19 protein-coding genes are annotated in these 20,112 nt (G+C 45.9%); 11 read left to right on the top strand and 8 right to left on the bottom strand.

Annotation, left to right across the window (positions count from 1 at the left end):
• The first annotated feature begins 84 nt into the window (after nt 1-84).
• Nucleotides 85-861, top strand: a complete 777-nt coding sequence (locus tag N477_RS13150) for a sel1 repeat family protein (RefSeq protein ID WP_063360902.1) — start codon at nt 85-87, stop codon at nt 859-861.
• Here N477_RS13150 and N477_RS13145 read toward each other — a convergent pair.
• Nucleotides 846-3,461, bottom strand: a complete 2,616-nt coding sequence (locus N477_RS13145) for a GGDEF and EAL domain-containing protein (RefSeq protein WP_231098062.1) — start codon at nt 3,459-3,461, stop codon at nt 846-848. The two genes, N477_RS13150 and N477_RS13145, sit on opposite strands and share 16 nt — an antisense overlap.
• Before the next feature lie 287 nt (nt 3,462-3,748).
• Between N477_RS13145 and ubiD the strand changes: the two genes are divergently transcribed.
• From ubiD to N477_RS13130, 3 genes are all read left to right on the top strand, one after another.
• A complete protein-coding gene (gene ubiD / locus N477_RS13140) occupies nt 3,749-5,224 on the top strand; it encodes a 4-hydroxy-3-polyprenylbenzoate decarboxylase (protein ID WP_063360901.1) in 1,476 nt (491 codons plus the stop codon).
• A 142-nt stretch (nt 5,225-5,366) separates the two neighbouring features.
• Complete coding sequence (fre, locus tag N477_RS13135) at nt 5,367-6,080, top strand: NAD(P)H-flavin reductase (protein WP_063360900.1); 714 nt, start codon at nt 5,367-5,369, stop codon at nt 6,078-6,080.
• A gap of 129 nt (nt 6,081-6,209) precedes the next feature.
• Nucleotides 6,210-6,620, top strand: coding sequence for a CBS domain-containing protein (locus N477_RS13130; protein ID WP_063360899.1), 411 nt, complete (start codon nt 6,210-6,212; stop codon nt 6,618-6,620).
• A 13-nt stretch (nt 6,621-6,633) separates the two neighbouring features.
• On the opposite strand, the gene add is transcribed toward N477_RS13130, so the two are convergent.
• The 7 genes from add to cyaY all read right to left on the bottom strand — a co-directional run bounded on the left by add (nt 6,634) and on the right by cyaY (nt 13,531).
• On the bottom strand, nt 6,634-7,629 hold the full coding sequence (gene add, locus N477_RS13125; RefSeq protein WP_063360898.1) for an adenosine deaminase: 996 nt from the start codon (nt 7,627-7,629) through the stop codon (nt 6,634-6,636).
• Nucleotides 7,630-7,795: 166 nt separating this feature from the next.
• Nucleotides 7,796-8,920, bottom strand: a complete 1,125-nt coding sequence (locus N477_RS13120; protein WP_063360897.1) for a heme biosynthesis HemY N-terminal domain-containing protein — start codon at nt 8,918-8,920, stop codon at nt 7,796-7,798.
• Nucleotides 8,917-10,740 carry a uroporphyrinogen-III synthase gene (locus N477_RS13115; protein WP_063360896.1) on the bottom strand — a complete coding sequence of 608 codons (1,824 nt, stop codon included), beginning with the start codon at nt 10,738-10,740 and terminating at the stop codon, nt 8,917-8,919. The genes N477_RS13120 and N477_RS13115 overlap by 4 nt, the downstream gene beginning before the upstream one ends.
• A gap of 1 nt (nt 10,741) precedes the next feature.
• Nucleotides 10,742-11,680: a hydroxymethylbilane synthase gene (gene hemC, locus N477_RS13110; protein ID WP_063360895.1), complete on the bottom strand. Its 939-nt coding sequence runs from the start codon at nt 11,678-11,680 to the stop codon at nt 10,742-10,744.
• Nucleotides 11,681-11,698: 18 nt separating this feature from the next.
• On the bottom strand, nt 11,699-12,541 hold the full coding sequence (locus N477_RS13105) for a DUF2914 domain-containing protein (RefSeq protein WP_063360894.1): 843 nt from the start codon (nt 12,539-12,541) through the stop codon (nt 11,699-11,701).
• Between the two features lie 16 nt (nt 12,542-12,557).
• Nucleotides 12,558-13,211, bottom strand: coding sequence for an alpha/beta hydrolase (locus N477_RS13100; protein ID WP_063360893.1), 654 nt, complete (start codon nt 13,209-13,211; stop codon nt 12,558-12,560).
• Nucleotides 13,211-13,531 (bottom strand): iron donor protein CyaY, encoded by a 321-nt coding sequence (gene cyaY, locus N477_RS13095; RefSeq protein WP_063360892.1) that lies wholly within the window; start codon nt 13,529-13,531, stop codon nt 13,211-13,213. Before cyaY ends, N477_RS13100 begins: the two co-directional genes overlap by 1 nt.
• Nucleotides 13,532-13,663: 132 nt before the next feature.
• Here cyaY and lptM point away from each other — a divergent pair, with 132 nt between their 5' ends.
• From lptM to N477_RS13060, 7 genes are all read left to right on the top strand, one after another.
• A complete protein-coding gene (gene lptM / locus N477_RS13090) occupies nt 13,664-13,843 on the top strand; it encodes an LPS translocon maturation chaperone LptM (protein WP_063360891.1) in 180 nt (59 codons plus the stop codon).
• Entirely contained in the window at nt 13,844-15,100 is a 1,257-nt protein-coding gene (lysA, locus tag N477_RS13085) for a diaminopimelate decarboxylase (protein WP_063360890.1), read from the top strand. It begins immediately after the preceding gene.
• A gap of 46 nt (nt 15,101-15,146) precedes the next feature.
• Nucleotides 15,147-15,977, top strand: a complete 831-nt coding sequence (gene dapF, locus N477_RS13080) for a diaminopimelate epimerase (protein ID WP_063360889.1) — start codon at nt 15,147-15,149, stop codon at nt 15,975-15,977.
• Nucleotides 15,974-16,600: a DUF484 family protein gene (locus N477_RS13075; protein WP_063360888.1), complete on the top strand. Its 627-nt coding sequence runs from the start codon at nt 15,974-15,976 to the stop codon at nt 16,598-16,600. The genes dapF and N477_RS13075 overlap by 4 nt, the downstream gene beginning before the upstream one ends.
• Nucleotides 16,597-17,517, top strand: coding sequence for a tyrosine recombinase XerC (locus N477_RS13070; protein WP_063360887.1), 921 nt, complete (start codon nt 16,597-16,599; stop codon nt 17,515-17,517). Before N477_RS13075 ends, N477_RS13070 begins: the two co-directional genes overlap by 4 nt.
• A gap of 82 nt (nt 17,518-17,599) precedes the next feature.
• Nucleotides 17,600-18,301 carry an HAD-IA family hydrolase gene (locus N477_RS13065; RefSeq protein ID WP_063360886.1) on the top strand — a complete coding sequence of 234 codons (702 nt, stop codon included), beginning with the start codon at nt 17,600-17,602 and terminating at the stop codon, nt 18,299-18,301.
• Between the two features lie 157 nt (nt 18,302-18,458).
• Nucleotides 18,459-19,982, top strand: coding sequence for a peptide MFS transporter (locus N477_RS13060; protein ID WP_063360885.1), 1,524 nt, complete (start codon nt 18,459-18,461; stop codon nt 19,980-19,982).
• Nucleotides 19,983-20,112: the final 130 nt, after the last annotated feature.

Here is a 20,112-nt window from a genome sequence, read left to right as displayed (position 1 = left end):
ACCCGCTTTATGCCAAGACAAAGGCATGTTATCTTTGTCTTGGCATTACAATAATAATAATCATGATCAACCACGGAGCTGGCGATGATTAAACACGCAATTTTTCGTTCTCACGACATCATCTCTGAACTACTAAGTCGATACAAAGCCATTCTTATCGCACTTGTTATTATTGGCGTCTGTGCACATTGGATCATCAAACATCAGCGTGCCCAACAAATACAGCATGCTTGGCTAGAAGCACCTAAAGTAGATGATGTGATCATGGTTGATATTGGCCGTATACAAAGTGATAGGGTGTATCAACCTCAATATCGTATCGCTCAGGTCATCGCCGTGAGTGACACGCAATTAACGCTCAAGCAAGGCCGTTATACCTATTCACGAAAACGCGATGCAAAGCGCGCAATTCAGCTCGATAACTTAATGCTAGATGACTACTTTCAAATAGACCCATGGCATATTTCCAGAACACAAATTATGCCTTACTACCAAAGTGGCGCAATATATGCCGCTTATCGTCCAAACGACATCTATGTCATGGGCGGTATCGTAAAGCAGCGAGCGATCCCCCACTTCCCAAAACATCAGCGCGCAGTTTTTTCAGCTGACAATAATCAGGGGATTGGCTTTTATCAACGGGGTGACCTCATTGCAGCCCGGGAGTTTTTCGAGCTGGCAGCACAAAACAAGGATCAGTGGGGCATGTATAACTTAGCCACTATGCTGATCGCAGCAGAAGGGGGTGAGCAAGATTTGCAGCGGGGCTTTGAACTCCTCAAAAGCGCACACGCACAAGGCAATATCAAAGCCAAAGAAGCGCTAGACTCACTGTGTACCCTGCATCAAATCTGTGAGTGAGCTTCTGTGTCATAATACTGAGTTAGAAACGCTTCAAACTCACTGATATTACAGGGCTTGGCATGGAAGTACCCCTGTGTATAGTCACAGCCAAGCTCTTGCAACAAAGCAAGTTGAGCTTGCGTTTCTACCCCTTCAGCAATCACGGTTAATTTTAACTTGCTGGCCATTGAAACAATGGCACTGATGAGGGTTTTATCTTCTTCATCATCGGGTAAATCTTTAATAAAGGCACGGTCAATTTTGAGTTTAGACAGTGGAAAACGTTTTAAATAACCCAGTGAGGAATACCCAGTACCAAAGTCATCAATCGCCAGTCCAACCCCCATTGCCCGTAATTGCGCAAGTTGCTTTTCAACATCATCTGAATTATCTGCAAGCACAGTTTCTGTGATTTCCAAGGTCAAGCTTTCAGCCGGTAGTCCAGTGTCTTTGAGCACTTTTGCCACCAGAGCAACCACATTTTGACGCTTAAACTGCACACTAGATACATTGACTGAGACAAAAAATGGTTGCTGGGTTTTCGTCAACCATGCACGCGCTTGTGCACAGGCTTGATACAGCACCCACTCGCCCATTGCGATGATCAACCCCAGCTCTTCACTGATAGGAATAAAATCCGCCGGAGAGACTTCACCTAAAGCGTCATTGTGCCAACGCAGTAAGGCTTCGCAACCTAACCTGTGCCCTCCAACAATCGGTTGATAGACAACACGTAATTCTTGATTGGCCAACGCGCGATGCAGTGCACCCTCAAGTTGACTGCGCGCCTTGGCGTGCTCATGCATTGCTGTAGTGAAAAACTGATAGCAATTTCGGCCACTTTCTTTTGCCTTATACATGGCGCTGTCCGCGTTACGCAATAATACTTTGCGATCTTCGCCATCATCCGGATAAAAGGTGATCCCCATACTGCCAGACACATAGGCTTCATGCCCTTCAAGGTGAAAAGGTGCACTTAGTGCGCTCAAGATTTTCTCAGCAAGCTTTTCCATATCACTGATCAAATCCATATCAGGTAATAGCAAAGCAAACTCATCCCCCCCTAAACGCGCCACAGTGTCTGAATTTCGTGTACACTCTCTGATCCGATTAGCAGCTTCAATCAGGAGTAAATCCCCGATATGGTGCCCTAGCGTATCGTTGACAGCCTTGAAGCGGTCTAAATCGATAAAGCACACAGCAACTCGTGTTTGCTTGCGTTTCGCATGCGCCAATGCAATATCAAATTTCGCATGATAGTGATGACGGTTAGCCAAATCGGTTAAATTATCAAAATTCGCCTGTTGCCACATGAGCTGCTCATTGCGCTTGCGAGACGTAATGTCATTGAACAAAGCCACATACATGTCAATCGCACCGTGCTGATCAAACACCGCAGACACTTGCAACCAACTGGGGTATACCTCACCATTTTTGCGTTTATTCCAAATTTCCCCTTCCCAATGGCCGCGTGTGCTGAGCGCATCATACAACTGGGTAAAATAGGCGGTGTCATGGCGCCCTGAGTTAAAAATCGCAGGGGTTTTCCCCATGACTTCAGGCCCGGTAAAACCCGTAATATCGGTAAAAGCGCGATTAACCATTTGAATACAGTTATCTTTATCAGAGACTAATACGCCTTCACTGGTCGTCGAAAAGACCGTACTGGCCAAACGCTGCTCTTTTTCATCAGCTAGACGCTGGGTGATATTTTGCAATAAGAAGATATGACCGTATAAGCCACCGTTGTGATCTAATACATCGGTTTTACTGATCTCTACATCTAACACACCGAAGTTGGTCGTGATTTGGCACTCTTTTGGCTCAAATTGAAGCTGCTCTAAACACACGCATTTCGACAATACGTCCGCAATCGCTTTGTCATCCAATTCACCTAAATCTTGATAGGCAGCACGGTTGGCTGATAACACCTTATCATTGACGTCCGTAAAAATAAGATAGTCGCCGATGGCATCAAAAATTGCATTCAATCTAGCTCGGTGAAATTCAGAGCGCTTTTTCGTTCTGCGTAAACGTAAGAAGCCCCATCCCAAAATGACAGTCGTGCCAACAAAAATACCAATCACACTGCTGAGCAAAAAAACTTGTACGGTACTGGCATATTTGATCTCTCGAGTTTGCTGTGCCACTTGCTGTTCAAGATTGCTTTGATAATGCCAAAGTGCATGCTCCAACTCGCGCCTTGCGCTGACATCTTGGATCACCGAAAACAGCAAAGCCTCGCCATTTTTATCCATAAATGGAGAGGAGTAGACGGACACAGTGCGGTTTTCACCATTGGCTAAACGGTGTTGAAAAATAAAGTAATTGCGTCCTTCATTGAGCGCAGATAATCGCTCTTTTTCTACTTGTTGCGGTGAGAATTGATTAATTTCTTGAATATATAAGGATTCTAGCTGCGCTTTGTTATAGCCGTAAAAATCTGCAGCAGCTTGATTGGCACGCACAATTTTGCCACTGTCTGGCTCAATGAGCAGCATCACAGCGCTGTGATTATCAAACACTTGTGCTGGCAATGTTTGCGAAAGAGTCTGTGTGGCATTCAGCCCGATAAACGCAAAGAGTATTCGCTGCGCTATTTTTGTTATTGTCTTCAAGCCGCCTCCACCAAATACTCCGTCGACTCTCACAGAATATAGCCTATAGACCAAGGCATTGAAACTCTAGAGTGCATAACATAGACAAAAATATGAACAGTGTTAAACCAAATACTTACTTAATTCGTACCCAATTTAATAATTCCTGTCTCACAGCGAGCGTATGCACATAATTACACTATTGTGTGTCTACTTGGCCACTATTGAACTGTTTGAGTATGTGCTGTGGGTGGGGAATTGATATACTCCATCTACCAACAAGCGTACTCACTGCGTAAAAGGCAAAAATGAAATATAAAGACTTAAGAGAGTTTATCGAGCTGCTAGAAAAGCAAGGTGAACTGGTGCGCGTTAGTCAGCCCATTTCAACTAAGTTAGAGATGACTGAAATCGCCGACCGTACTTTACGAGCTGGCGGACCCGCTATTTTATTTGAAAACCCAGAAGGGTTTGATATCCCTGTGTTAGCTAACCTCTTCGGTACCCCGAAGCGCGTTGCCATGGGGATGGGACAAACTGATGTCAACGAATTGCGTGAAGTTGGCAAATTACTGGCATTTTTAAAAGAGCCTGAGCCGCCAAAAGGCATCAAAGAAGCCATTGGCCAGATCCCTGTCTTTAAGCAAGTGCTTAACATGCCTGCGAAAGAAGTGAGAAAAGCACCATGCCAACAAGTTGTGCTGTCCGGCGATCAAGTCGACTTAACTAAATTACCAATCCAACATTGCTGGCCTGGTGATGCGGCTCCTCTTATCACTTGGGGCTTAACCGTCACAAAGGGCCCACACAAAAAGCGCCAAAACTTAGGTATTTATCGCCAGCAATTACTGGGTAAAAACAAGATCATCATGCGTTGGTTATCCCACCGCGGTGGTGCACTGGATTTTCAAGAGTGGTGTAAAGAGCACCCTGGTGAGCCTTACCCTGTGTCGGTCGCGCTCGGTGCAGATCCTGCCACCATTCTTGGTGCAGTAACGCCCGTACCAGATACGCTCAGCGAATACGCATTTGCAGGCCTACTTAGAGGCAGCAAAACGGAAGTGGTTAAGTCTGTTTCAAATGATTTGCAAGTTCCTGCCAGCGCAGAAATCGTATTAGAAGGCTACATTGAGCAAGGTGAAACCGCACCTGAAGGCCCATACGGTGATCACACTGGCTACTATAATGAAGTCGATGACTTCCCAGTCATGACAGTCACGCATATTACACACCGTGAAAACCCAATTTATCACAGCACTTACACAGGCCGTCCACCTGATGAGCCCGCGATTTTAGGCGTGGCATTAAACGAAGTATTCGTGCCTATTCTACAAAAGCAATTTCCTGAAATTGTCGACTTTTATCTGCCACCAGAAGGCTGTTCATATCGCATGGCCGTGGTGACAATGAAAAAGCAATATCCAGGTCATGCAAAGCGCGTGATGATGGGCGTCTGGTCTTTCTTACGTCAATTTATGTACACAAAGTTTGTCATTGTCTGTGATGATGATGTCAATGCACGCGATTGGAATGATGTTATCTGGGCGATCACCACACGTATGGATCCAGCCAGAGACACCACCATGATCGAGAGCACCCCTATCGATTATCTCGATTTTGCCTCGCCAGTATCTGGACTTGGGTCAAAAATGGGCATGGATGCAACCAATAAATGGCCAGGAGAAACGGACCGTGAATGGGGCGTGCCCATCGTGATGGATGATGAGGTCAAGCAAAAAGTAGATGAGATCTGGGATAGTCTTGGCATTATGGATAAGCCGTAACCGCACACCGCTATGTGCCTAAGTTGGCTGTGATTGTTTACAAATTGGGGAAACAATCACAGCGGACGATATATCAAAACTGCAACCAAATATGTTACAGTGCGCATACTTTCGCCAAAGTGCTTAATTATTAAGGTTTGAAATGCAAATACTAAAAGCGCGTGTAGAGGCCATTTCTCCTCTCACTGAATTTGTTCATAAAGTGCTCTTAAAGCCACAACATGATGCAGAGTTTTCTGCGGGACACTATTTACAACTCGTACTTGGCGAGAAAGATAAACGAGCTTTCTCCATTGCCAGCAGCCCGTCAAGAAAGCAAGAACTTGAACTGCATATTGGTGCATCTGGTGCCGATTCATACGCGATGCAAGCGCTTGATCACCTAAGAGAAGCGCATAGCAACGATGTTGAAGTGGATTTAGAAGTCGGATTGGGTGTTTCTCAAGTTCGTCCTGAGCAATCAAGACCTTTAGTATTGCTAGCAGGCGGCACTGGTTTTTCTTACGTTAAATCGATGGCTGACTACCTAGCTGAAATTAACTATGACCAACCTGTGTTGTTCTACTGGGGTGTGAAAGAAGAATCAGCACTGTATGCAAAAGCAGAAATGGAAGCGTGGGCTAACAGCCAAGCGAATTTCCAATTCATCCCAGTTGTTGAAAATGCATCTGACAATTGGACAGGTCATACTGGCTATGTACATCAAGCCGTGATGAAAGACATCGTATCATTAGAACCATACAGTGTTTATATGGCTGGCCGTTTCGACATGATTGGTATTGTACGTGATGACTTTATCAATCACGGTGCACAGCGCGACTTTATGTTCGCGGATGCATTTGCATTTATCAAATAATGCACGCTATGCGCGGTTGCCAAACCGCGCATTCAATCTATAAAACCTATCAATACAATATAAATAATCAATTTTAAAAATGATTATCCTTCATCCATACTAGCTCTATCACTTAACAGGAGAGCTATCATGGCAAAACAATTTATCTCAGACATTATGTCGGTACAATTTCCAAAAATCACACCCGACACTGACATTACTGATGCGATTACGCAATTACAGCAATTTGGTTTATTTGGTGCCCCAGTGCAAGACAGTGAAGGCCACCTTGTCGGCTTTATCTCTGAGCAGCAATTACTTGCCCCGCTTCTTCAAAGTAGTTATTTCTGTGATGGAAGCAATCAAGTTGCCGAATTAATGAGTAAAGAGACGCTGTCAGTTACCAAGACAGCCACAGTGGTAGATTTAGCCACTCAAATGCAGCAAAACAAACCCAAGATTTACCCAGTACTGGAAGATGAAAAAGTGATTGCCATTGTGACACGCAGTCAGGTCATCGCGGCATTGAAAGACAATTATTTAAGCTGCTCAGCGCACTGAGCAGCTTAGTGGATTAAGCGTATTTGTTCAAAAGCGCTTGCTTATCCGCATCACTCAAAAATGCAATTTCGATGGCATTGTGTTGTGCTTTTATGATGTCCGACTCGCTCAAGCCAGCTAACGGCGCGGCTTTTTCAAACTCATTATCAAGCTCTACCCCTTGCACAGCCGGGTCATCGGTATTGATAGTCGCCAAAATACCATGATCTAAGAACTGCTTGAGTGGGTGTGTTTCAATGCTTGCAACTGTGCTAGTTTGTAAGTTGCTGGTTATGCAAGACTCAATACCAATGCGGTTATCACGTAAATAGTCCATTAGCTTAGGGTCTTCAATGGCCTTTACACCGTGTCCGATACGTGTTGCACCGAGCTCTTGAATGGCCTGCCAAATACTGCTTGCGCCTTTAGCTTCACCAGCATGAATAGTCGAACCAAGGTACGCATCGCGCACTTGCTTAAAGTGATCAATGAATAGCTCGCCAGGGAAACCGATTTCGTCACCCGCCAAATCAATCGCAACTAAGTCATTTTTAAATGCCAACAGTGCATCTAGCTCGTACTGGCATTTTTCGACACCAAAAGTACGTGACATAATACCGATTAAATTCACTTTAATATCACGCTCGGCACTGGCTGACTTTATACCATCAACAACCGCTTCTACCACACCTTGCGGATGCAAATTATGTGTTTTTGCCATGTAATATGGGCTGAAGCGCAGTTCTGTGTAATCCATATTTTGCGCGATAGCATCTTCAACATTTTCAACTGCAATACGACGACATGCATCATAATCACCCAGTACCTTCACACCCCAATCTAGCTTGGCTAAAAATGCCATCAAGTTTGGCGCATTATCGAGTACTTGCACATGCGGCCTCAGGCCCTCAACATCGTGTGCTGGCAGCGGCATGTTAAATTTTTGACCGAGGTCTAAAATTGTTTCAGCACGCACATTACCGTCTAAGTGGCGGTGTAAATCAAGTAAAGGTAGTTTGGTATTGATCATAAGGCACTCGGTTTGCAGATAAAATTTTTCAGATCATACGCATCTTAAGTTTAGATACAAGGACAATTATCCGCAAAAACAAACTAAACAGACCTCTGACATTAGACTGCCAAAATGCTGATACGTAATAAAATACAAAAAAGCCAGCGTTGTCGCTGGCTTTTCGTTAATTATGCTGGTCACTCAACAGCAAATAGGCCTTTTCATATTGCCCTGTTTTAGCAAATGCCCTCTGTGCTTGATGCTGCCAGAGTGCTTGCCACGGCTCATTCGATAACGTGTCGAAAATTTTCGCAGCCAGGCTGTGATCTCCTTCACCATTGGCCAAACATGCCAAGCAAAACAGTAATTCGCTTTGCTCTGGCTGTTTTTTCAATTTACTTTGTACCAATTTGCGCAACTCGATATCCGCCCCCTCTAGGTGCTGTAAAATCTCGGCAAGCTCGCTCACTTGGTCTTTTTTCAAAAGCTTTATCAACTCTTTACGAACTGGTGCTAATTGACCGGCGCGCACGCACACAGTGACAAAGGCTGCGTGACTGAGCGCTCTGAGCCCCCGAGGCAATGCGCTTTGCAATGCTTGAAGATCTTTATCTGTGTGCTGCGCAATGGCAGAAAAATAATCATGAAAGAAACTATCCCACTGCGATTCGCTCCAGTGTAACTGCTTGTGACGCTGCATAATTGTCGACTGTAAGGTATCCCAATCTCTCGCTTGTAATAGCGCACTGATATAGGCATGTAATTGCGTCGGCGAGGCTTTTTTCATTTGCGCTTGCGGGGCTAAAGTTTCTAACGCTTGACCCTCTTGCTCAGCTGCTAGCCAAAGCTGACTGACCTTGCTTTGTGCGGGTTCACTGAGTTGCTGTAAATACTCTCTGGCAACCACTTTTTGCCCTGCATGAAGCGCAGCTTTAGCTTGAATTGCACATTGCTGATCGCGCCACTTTTCGGGAAACTCAGCCTTTTGCAGCGCATAGCTTAAACTCTCGTCTTGACCATTGATCAGTGCCCAAACACTTTGCTCAAATGCAGCTTCTTGGCGCGCAATGCGTTTTTTGCTGCGACGCTTAGAAACACCAGCAATCACACGCCATATGGCTTTGCCTATCTTTAATACTATTGCGCCAATAGCGAGCGCCAAACACAGCATGAATACTAATGAAACCAGCGTACTTTCTATGGTATACACGCCCGCTGATACCAAGACATAGCCTTTTTCATCGATCAGCACATGGGCACCTGCCATCACGACGAAAAATAATATGACTACAAATAACCAGCGTATCATTGCAACCACTCCTTCAATGCCTTCGGAGTCGCCAGCTGAGGTGCTTTAACAACTGGATGCTCCGTGCGTTGTAACATTTGTATCTGCTCCAAAACCGTGTTGCTTGCAGACTCATCAGTGCGATAGTAACTGGTTAAAGTCACCTGAGCCCCAGATAAAGCTTGGTCAAAAATACTGGCTTGGTTATCTAAGAATGCCGTTTGCGCCTGTTGTAAATAGCTCCGCAGCTGTGCACGTATTAATTGCTGTTCTTGCGCATCTAACAATGGGTCAATGACAGGTTTATCATGCTGTCGAATTGTCAAAAAATCTGCTTTTATCTTGTTCCAGCTGCGAACAAGATTAGCCTGCCAGTCACTGATGTCGCGACTGAGTTCAGCACTTTCAACGGCGCGATCTTTGGGTTTATCAATGGTCTTCAAGGGCAGCTTATCAACCTGCGCGATGAGTCCCGCTAATTCCATATACACCGCTTCTGTGCTGGGTTTTGGTAAGGCACGTAACATCGCAATGTCTTGGTTAATAGCCAATTTGAGGGGATCTGTCGCCAACTCTTCCGACAGCGCTTCATTCAAACGCTTGAGTACAATCACCGCCCCTAGATAGTCACGCTCACTGGCCGCTTTAAACTCGGCATAACGCGCCAGTGCACGCAGCTCAGAGCTCACCGCGCCACCCACTTGTTGGCGCGCTTGTGACAGGGTTTGTTGTAATGTCTGTTGCACTTGTTGTTGCTGCTGCTGTAGCTGTGCAGCCATGGTTTTTTGCTGAGCTTGCCACTGTTTTTGTAAATCGCTTAATGCTGCTTGGGTGGTATTTACTTGTGACTGTAGTTGCCCATTTTGCGCTGTCAGCTGCGCTATTTGACCACTTTGTTGGCTTACTTGCTGTTGATGATAAACATAGACACCGCCTGCCGCACCCACCCCAGTCAAAGCGACCAACAACGCCAGTACCGCTGTTTTGCTCAATTTGGCCGTATCATTTTTTGCATAGGTTTCCACCTGCTGCGGCTCATTCGATGGGATTGAAGCCGACGTTTCTTGCTGTTTTTCCGTCATTGCGCTGCCCTGTTGGGAATTTAAATCACCTATCGTTTGTGTTAACGCCTCTGTACTGGCGCCTTGGCTCACCACGATCTGTGTATTGGTTATTTTATACTGTATTTTAAGATGTTGCGCTGTCCGCTCACTGACAACAACAAACATACGGGTTTGCAGCCAAGCTTGATTGGCCGCTTGTTGTGCATTAAAAATCGCATCAACCGCTGCGTTACTGGTGATCACTATACCGTCAATTTTAGCTTCCTGCCAGAGGTCTAACCAGTCATCAGCGTGACTTTGCGCTGCTATTCGTTCATATACATTACAGGTACTTAGCCTCGCCCCGCGCGACTTAAGTGCTTTTGCAATATGTGTACGACCACCGCGCCCTTTCACTATCACAACCTGTAAATCTTGCACCGACTGAAGTGCGGTTAGCGCGACCAACCCTTCCGAGTCGTGACGCTCGGGTACTGTGGCATGGCGTGATAAATGCGATTTCACCGCATCTGCGGTCTGTGTGCCCACGGCAAAAATTTGGCAAGTAGAAGGCACAGACAAACCATCTGCTTGTATTTGCTGCGCAAAATTCATTACCGCATCTTGCGAGATAAAAATGAGTATATCGGCGTCGCACGCGCTGAGTAATTGTTGGGGGGATGCTTGAACCGCATTGAGCGTCAGCACTGGTGTGCACAGTGCTGATACATTTAACTTAGCCAACTCAGTGGCAAGCGCGTCTCCTTTTCCTTGCGGCCGAGTGATGGCAAATTTCACATTAAGCGTCTCTATAAACTTCCGCTAAAATACTGTCCGCACCTTGGGCTAACAGCGCTTCTGCCAGCTCAGTACCCAATGCTTCTGCATTGGCAATATCTCCGGTGAGCTCTGCACGAAGGATCTGACTTCCATCCACGGCGCCCACTAAGCCACGCAAATATAACTGGTCTTGTTGCAGCTCAGCATACGCACCGATAGGTACCTGACAGCCCCCTTCTAAGCGTCGGTTCATCGCTCTTTCTGCCAGGACACGCGCTCTCGTTGCTGCGTGCTCTAAAGGCGCTAACAACGCTTGGATGCGCGTATCATCGCTGCGACATTCAATGCCAACGGCACCTTGTCCATTAGCCGGAAGTGACTCTTCAACAGACACAAAACTTGCGATACGCTCTGGCATTTCCAAGCGGATCAGGCCCGCAGCGGCCAATATAATTGCGTCATACTCACCAGCATCTAATTTAGCCAAGCGGGTATTTACATTGCCACGCAAATCCCTAATCACTAAATCAGGGCGCGCTTCTCGGATCTGACATTGACGACGTAAACTGGAGGTGCCCACCACGGCACCTGCTGGCAATTCACTGATGTGCTGGTATTGATTAGACACGAACGCATCACGCGGATCTTCTCGTTCACAAATGGTGTGCAGTTCTAACCCGTCAGGAAAGTCCACTGGCACATCTTTCATTGAGTGCACGGCAATATCAGCACGCCCTTCTAACATGGCTTGTTCTAGCTCTTTAACAAACAGACCTTTACCACCAATTTTAGCCAAAGGCGTATCCAAGATTTTGTCGCCTTTGGTCGACATAGGCACTAACTCCACCGTCAGTGTGGGATGAAAGTGTTCTAATCGCGCTTTAACGTATTCTGCTTGCCAAAGTGCTAATGCGCTTTTACGTGTTGCAATGCGCACAGTATTTTTTGTATCTGTCATGTTTTGCCTTGTCGGCTCCTATGGAGCCTTCGCTAAAATTCGAAATGATTTTTGTGCCAACAGTTGCCCACCTTGGGTGATCACTTCAACGCGCCACTCTCCCGTTTGGCTCGGCATAATATTTTTGCTCGAATACGTTCGGTATCTCGGCGTGCTGACTGGCAACGTAATGTCCGCCATCAATTGGTCTTGATGAAACCACAAATGTTGCACCACTTCGCCTTGAAGCCCTTTGATCTCAGTAAAGAAAAATAACTTTTCTTGGAATCTATTCGGTTCAACTAGGTGTTTTAATACGTTAATTGGCTCGCGATTTTCGATACCTGACGTCAACACCGCACGGCTAATATGGCTGGTGTCTACCTTAGCATTCAAGGCGACGCTCGCCACTTGCGCATCTGCCGCAAATTGCGTTTGAACATTATTTTGAGGTGGCTCAGTCACGGTCTCAACAGGCGTCTGTTGTGGTTTTTCGAGCTCGACTGGAAGCTCTTCAGGAGCAGGTTCTGTCGTAATTTGAGCTGTAACTGGCTCAGCGCTCACTACTACTTCAGGTTCATCAACAACCGTAGGCATTTGAGCCACTTCACGCACCTCAACGTCTGACACGCTAGGCTGAGGAATGATCAATTCATCAGCTGGTACAGGGGCTGCGCTCACTGACATCGCGATTTGTGGCTCGGCTTCATCTGCATAAACGGAGGTAAACACACCATATGACAACGCAGTCACACCAAAACTTGCCACACATACCGCAGTAACAATACGCCGCCAATGATATTGATAACCGACGGTTTCAACACGGCGAGGCTGTGGATCAGCCCCTGTCATTTTTGTTTTGATCACTATTCGTTGAGTCATATGTATGTCCTATTCACTATGACAAGCGTGAGATTAGCCACGCTCGGATCGCTTTAAGCTCTTCGATGCACACTTGGTGCTCCATCGGATAATCCTGCCAGCTAACTTCGTAGCCTTGATTTACAAGGGCATCGTATGCAGTACGCCCAGCTTGCATCGGTACCACTGGGTCGTGACTGCCATGCGCCATAAAAATATTCAGCGCAGCTTGTGTCGCCTCTGCACTGAGCTTTTGCGGTGCGCACATGTACGTAGACAATGCCATTACACCTGCAAGAGTATGCGATAAGCGAGGCGCCAAATGTAAACTTATCACGCCGCCTTGTGAGAAACCTGCAAGAATAATTTTATCCGCAGGGATCCCTGCTGCAATTTCTTGCTCTATTAACTGTGTAACCGCTGCAGCAGACTCTCGAACACCCGTTTCATCTGCACGATTTTCAAGATCCATGCTTTTGATGTCATACCAAGCACGCATTTCCATGCCGCCGTTTACTGTCACTGGCTGTATTGGTGCATGAGGAAAAACAAACCGTATACCCAGTGAATCAGGTAAATCTAACTCTGGCGCTATCGGTAAAAAGCCATTGCCTGAATCGCCTAACCCATGTAACCAGATCACCGTTGCCTTGTGCTGCGCTTTGGCAGCGTATTCTACAAATTCTAACATCAGTCGTGTTGCCACTCTATTTTTTGACCCGCTTGGCGTGTTGCAGCGTCGGCCATAAATTGCCAAAACTCGGCGCCTGAGCGGTTATCTATCCATTTATCATCACGTAATTCAAAGTGATGGCCATTAAACTTAGTTGCTACCCAAACTTGATGCAGTGGTGCTTGTTTATTGATGATGATCTTAGAGCTATCAGCAAAGATGATTTCTAAAATACCGGAAGCAGATTCATAATCTAAATCAGCATCACAATCGTCGATCTGCTCTTCAATTGTTAACATTAACGCTTCGGCTAACTGATGATACTCGTTATCTGTCATGACTAACTCCTTAAATACGGCTAAGCGACAGCCAGCTTTCCCGATACAGGGAATAAATTTCAACCGCAAAAGCTGCTTTTTTCGCGAATTCTGTTACTCTGCGATTATAAAGGCACTGACATCATTAATCTAATGAAAGCGACATACACTCAATTTAGCTTACTTGCCCTAGCATTGACTAGCATCTTAACGTTAACAGCTTGCGGGCAACGTGGTCCACTGTATTTACCTGAAGACGCAGATAAAAACCGTGGCTCAACCACACAACAAACACCGCAGGAAAACAACAACGCTGACGAAAAGGATAAGTAAATGGACTTTTTCCAATATCAAGATAACGAACTGTACGCAGAGCAGGTTGCCGTTAAAGATATTGCCGCGCAATATGGTACGCCGTGCTACGTCTATTCACGCAAAACTTTAGAGCGTCACTATCGCGCATTCACAGATGCCGCAGCAAATCATAAACATCTCGTATGTTATGCAGTCAAAGCAAATAGTAATCTTGCGGTGCTCAATGTACTGGCAAAGATGGGCGCAGGCTTTGACATTGTCTCCCAAGGGGAATTAGCGCGTGTATTAAAGGCAGGCGGTGATGCTAAAAAAGTGGTGTTTTCTGGGGTAGCAAAAACACCTCAAGAAATTACCTTTGCCCTTGAGCAAGGAATTAAGTGTTTTAATGTCGAGTCTCAAGCTGAACTTGAGCGCATCTCAGATATTGCCTCGCAAATGCAAGTGCAAGCGCCAGTCTCTATTCGTGTTAACCCAGATATCGATGCCAAAACCCATCCGTATATCTCTACCGGATTGAAAGAGAATAAGTTTGGTATTGATATCAAACAAGCATTTGACGTCTATCAATTGGCGTGTGCTTTACCGGGGATCAAGGTCGTTGGGGTAGATTTTCATATCGGCTCCCAACTCACCGAAGTAGAGCCGTTTTTAGCAGCATTAGATAAAGTATTAGACTTGGTTGATACCTTAAAGTCTGCGGGGATCACACTCCACCACTTAGATATTGGCGGTGGACTCGGTGTTCCTTATGATGGTGAAAAGCCACCTCACCCAAGTGCTTACGCCGCACAAGTCATCGCGCGATTAGCGTCGTACAGTGAGCTGGAACTGATTTTTGAACCAGGCCGTGCCATTGCAGCCAATGCAGGCCTTCTGGTGACTAAAGTTGAGTATTTAAAGCCAACAGCCGACAAGCACTTTGCAATTGTTGACGCTGGTATGAACGACATGTTGCGTCCATCTCTATACCAAGCGTGGCAAGAAATCATTGCCGTGAGTCCAAGAAATGATGGCACACCAGAGCATCTCTATGATGTCGTAGGCCCTGTGTGTGAAACCGGTGACTTCATTGGTAAAGATAGAAGATTAGCTATTTTACCGGGAGATTTACTTGCTCAGCGCAGCGCCGGTGCTTATGGTTTTACTATGAGCTCAAATTACAACTCACGCCCCAGAGTGGCAGAAATTATGGTCGATGGGGAGCGCACGCAAGTGGTGCGTGCAAGAGAGTCTCTGGAGTCGCTCTGGCAAGGCGAAGCATTACTTTCAGAATAATAACAGCGATCCTGTATCGCACTCAGCGGCTAAATAGTTAGGTAATATGTTTGTAAATTTTTCAAAAATGCATGGCTTAGGAAACGATTTTGTGGTGATTGATAACGTCACGCAAAACGTTTTTTTGTCGCGCGATCAAATTAAAAAGCTCGCAGATAGACATTTTGGCATTGGCTTCGATCAATTATTGCTGGTCGAGCCGCCTTATTCCCCAGATTTAGATTTCCATTATCGTATTTTTAATGCCGATGGCACAGAAGTCGAGCAATGTGGCAACGGTGCGCGCTGTTTTGCCCGCTTTATTAGAATGAAAGGTCTCACCAACAAACATAAGGTCAGTGTCTCCACTAAGGGTGGAGACATTACCTTATATACAGAAAAAGATGGTCAGGTCACCGTCAATATGGGGACACCGCAATTCGCGCCACAAGATATTCCATTCAAAGCACAACAAAGTGAGCTCACTTACGTACTAAGAGCCAATGAGCACACCATTTTTTGTGGCGCAGTCTCCATGGGTAACCCACACTGTATTATCGAAGTTGATGATATAAATAACGCTGATGTCGATACTTTAGGACCGCTGATAGAGCACCATGATCGCTTTCCAAAACGGACTAATGTCGGCTTTATGCAAATCATTAACCGAGAGCATATCAAGCTTCGAGTATGGGAGCGTGGTGCACAAGAGACTTTAGCATGCGGCAGCGGTGCATGTGGCGCAGTGGCTGTTGGCATTGCACAAGGCAAGTTAGCCGATACGGTACGTGTTGACTTACCTGGTGGCACGTTACAAGTGCGCTGGAGTGGCGGTAATAAGCCCGTCAAAATGACAGGCCCTGCGGAACATGTTTTTGATGGACAGGTAGCAATATGAGCAATAACCCAACAAATTTGTCAGCCCAAGATGTGATGACATTTTTACAGCAAAATCCGGACTTTTTGCTTGAGCACCCATATTTACTGTTAGACATGAATTTGCATGTTCAGCACCAAGGTGCGCCAAACCTCGCCTTGATGCAACAGCGCTTACTTCGCGAGGAAAATACCAAGCTCAAAAAACAAATTAGCACCATGATCGACTCAGCAAGAGAAAATGAACTCATTTTCAAATTGTTTAGTGATTGCCAACGTGCTCTATGGTACTGCAAGAACTTTCAAGAGTTGGCGGATATCCTCGCTGATACCTTATCGCAATCGCCGAAAATTTCCGTGTGTCAGTTGATCCCCTATGACACCACGTTAGAAGAGCTGGTGAGTAGACGTTTTAACAAGTTATCTCGCTATTTGGGGCGGCTAGATTTAGAAGAGCAAAAATTGCTATTCAGTGGCTTTGCCTGTCAATCTGTTGCCCTTTACCTACTTGGTCCAAGTGATAAGCCCACCGCAATTTTAGCCTTTGCCAGTGACTGTGCAGACCACTTTTCACCTGATAACGGTAATTTGTTTGTCAATGAGCTGGTCTCTTCATTGCAAATACGGCTCAAGGAGCTCGCATGAGCGACATACCGCTCAATGCTCAGTGGCAAACCCCCATTCACGACTTCATGGCCTATTTACGCTATGAAAAGCAATATTCAGCGCACACGCTGACGCAATATCAAACTCAGTTAACCTTAGCCGCACAGTTTTTCGCCCCCCATTGCCATGGCTGGTCGAGTGTCAGCAGCGAATTAATTCGGCGCTTTTCAATGCAATTACGCGCACAACAATACAACCCTCGCAGCATTAACCTCAAGCTCAGCTGTATTCGTAGTCTCTATAAGTTTCTAAAAACTAAGCACGCAGACTCAGACAGTGTGCATGACCCTGCAGCAGCACAAAAAGGCCCGAAGTTTCAAAAACCACTGCCAAAGAACCTCGATGTTGATCAAATGATGCAGCTACTTGATATCGATGATGATGACGCATTAGCTATTCGTGACAAAGCCATGATGGAGCTCATGTATTCAAGTGGTCTGCGCATTAGTGAGTTGGTAAATACCAATTTATACGATATTCGTGATGGTGAGATCCGTGTATTGGGTAAAGGCAATAAAGAGCGTGTGGTGCCTGTCGGCAGTAAAGCCCGCGAAGCCATTGGCGCATGGTTAAAGCTGCGTCCTATGTTTGCCCATGAAGAAGAGCTTGCTTTGTTTGTGAGTAGTCGCAAAACTCGTATTTCTGTCCGTCATGTGCGCGCACGTATGAAAGAATGGGGCATAAAACAAGGGATCAGTGCCAACGTGCACCCGCATAAGTTACGCCACTCCTTTGCTAGCCATTTATTAGAGTCCAGTGGTGACCTGCGCGGTATCCAGGAAATGCTCGGGCACAGTAGCTTGTCGGCCACGCAAGTGTATACGCATGTCGATTTTCAGCATCTTGCCAAGGTGTACGATCAAGCCCACCCAAGAGCCAAGCAAAAAAAGCCTTAGCCAAGCGATATGTGATTGGGTTCACTCAGGCACAGCTTTTCGCTTACAATAAAAACATTGTTGTCCAACTTAACCGTGCACTATGCGATTCAATCGAGCCATCACACCTATTAAAGTCTTAAGCTTTGACCTAGACGACACACTTTACAATAACCACCCTATTATTCTCGGTGCAATCAAAGCCATGCACAGTTATCTGCAAGCCATCCCTGAATGGGCAGCCAAAGGCGGTGACTACTGGCTTGAGTGCAGACACCATATTGGTGAAACACAACCGCACTTACAAAGCGATGTCACACAATGGAGAAAAGTTGCACTTGCTTATGGTTTGTCACAATTAAACTTAACAGCGGAAGAGATCACACGACATACGCATGGTGCCTATCAGGCATTTGCTGACGCCCGAAGTCAGATCACGGTTGCTGATTCTGTACTGACTCTGTTAGATAACTTAGCCCAAAAATACACTTTAATTGCCATCACCAATGGTAATGTCGAGGTCGACAAATTTAACTTAGCTGGCGTATTTAAAAAGGTATACTTAGCAGGGCCAGATGGTGAAGCAAAACCAAGTGATGCCCTTTTTCAGCGCGCCTGCCGTGATTTAGACATAGTGCCTGCACATATCTTACATATTGGCGATAGTTTAGATACCGATGTACAGGGCGCGAACCATGCTGGCTGTCAAAGCGTATGGTTAAATAATCAAGATACCCCCTATGGCTACAAGGGCCTTGCGGATATTGAAATTTCAGATATCCACCAGCTTCAAGCGCTGTGTTAAGCATCAACTAATGTGCTCAAATAACGATTACTTAACCAAAAGGTACCTTTATTTGGGCACTGTCAATTCGCGATTAGTCTGCTAAATTTGCATTCACAGTATAGATAACGTACTAATATTGGCTTTCAAATATAAAAACACAGAATCGGAAGTCATTATGTCATCTCACGAAGCAGCTTCTGCTGAGTCACCGGACAACAAGTTAGACACGGGTTTTTTCGGTCATCCACAAGGCCTCTCAACCCTATTTTTCACTGAAATGTGGGAGCGTATGAGCTACTACGGCATGCGTGCCTTGCTGGTCTTATTTATGACCGCAAGCCTACAAGAAGAAGGTCTTGCCTTCACCGTTGCCACAGCAACCGCGATTTATGGTTTGTACACAGGCGCAGTGTATTTCCTCGGCCTACCCGGCGGTTGGATAGCTGACCGCCTGCTTGGTGGTCAACGAACCGTGTGGTATGGCGGTATTATCATCATGCTCGGGCATATCGTGCTCGCTATTCCAGCCCAAAGTACGTTTTTCATCGGCCTCATTTTAGTGGCCATGGGTACAGGCTTATTAAAGCCCAATATCAGTGCCATGGTCGGCCAACTATACAGCAGTGAAGATGTGCGCCGCGACAGTGGCTACGCCATTTACTACATGGGCATTAATATCGGCTCGGTAATTGGCTACATGGTGTGTGGTTACTTTATGGAAAATGTCGGTTGGCACTGGGCCTTTGGCGCGGCGGCCGTGGGTATGGCAATCGGTCTTGTTCAGTATCGCATGACGCTTGGCAACATTGAAGGTGTCGGTGACAAACCAAGTCACCCATTATCGCCCGCTGGCAGTAAAAATGCGTGGCTTGCAATCGGCGCTGTTCTAGCAGCAACCGCCGCGATTGTCGCACTGACTTATGCCGGTGTGATCGTCATCGAACCTGTTACGCTTGCACAATATGTTGCTGTTGCCTTTACTGTGATTTTCCTTGGCTATTATGGCTATATTTATTTTGCGGGCGACCTTGATGAGGGTGAAAAGAAAAAGCTATGGGCACTGTTTTTAGTCTGTGTGGCATCAGCGTGTTTTTGGTCCGGCTTCGAGCAAGCTGGTTCCTCTTTAAACCTATTTGCACAAGATTATACTGACCGAGTGATCGCTGGCTTTACCGTCCCAACTGCCTGGTTCCAATCTTCAAACTCATTCTTCATCATTATTTTATCGCCTTTCTTTGCCGCACTTTGGATTAACCTTGCCAAACGAATGATCACCCCTTCATACAGCCTTAAATGTGCAATTGGTCTGATCATTATGGCAACAGGATTTATTGTGATGTTTTTCGCTTCTCAATACGCGGCACAAGGCTTAAAAGTAGCGCCAATGTGGCTTATTACGACTTACTTCCTGCATACCGTCGGCGAGCTTTGCCTAAGCCCTGTGGCATTAAGTGCGGTCAGTAAATTATCACCAAAGCGCTTTGCAGGCCAAATGATGGGGATATTTGTACTGACTTACTCTATCGGTAACATCATTTCAGGATTACTGGCGGGTAACTTTGACCCAGAGCAAGTAGATCAAATTCCAAACCTTTACCTACAGATCAGCTTGTTTGGTATCGGTGTCGGTATCCTTATTTTGCTATTTAGTTTTAGAGCGAAAATTTGGGAAGGCCAAACGCAGCAACCTACCGCTTAACTTCATAAGCAGATACGGCACGAGAATGACGTGCCGTATCCTACCTTTCTTGGCTTTTATCTTTTATTTCACCGCATTTCCTCTTCTGTACGTGCCATGCTAGCGTTAAGATAAACAGGTGATAAAAAAG

Origin of the sequence: Pseudoalteromonas luteoviolacea H33-S (assembly GCF_001625695.1) — a bacterium.
Lineage (GTDB): Bacteria > Pseudomonadota > Gammaproteobacteria > Enterobacterales > Alteromonadaceae > Pseudoalteromonas > Pseudoalteromonas luteoviolacea_B.
Note: the sequence above shows the minus strand (reverse complement) of the source record. Positions and strands in the feature narration are given on the sequence as shown.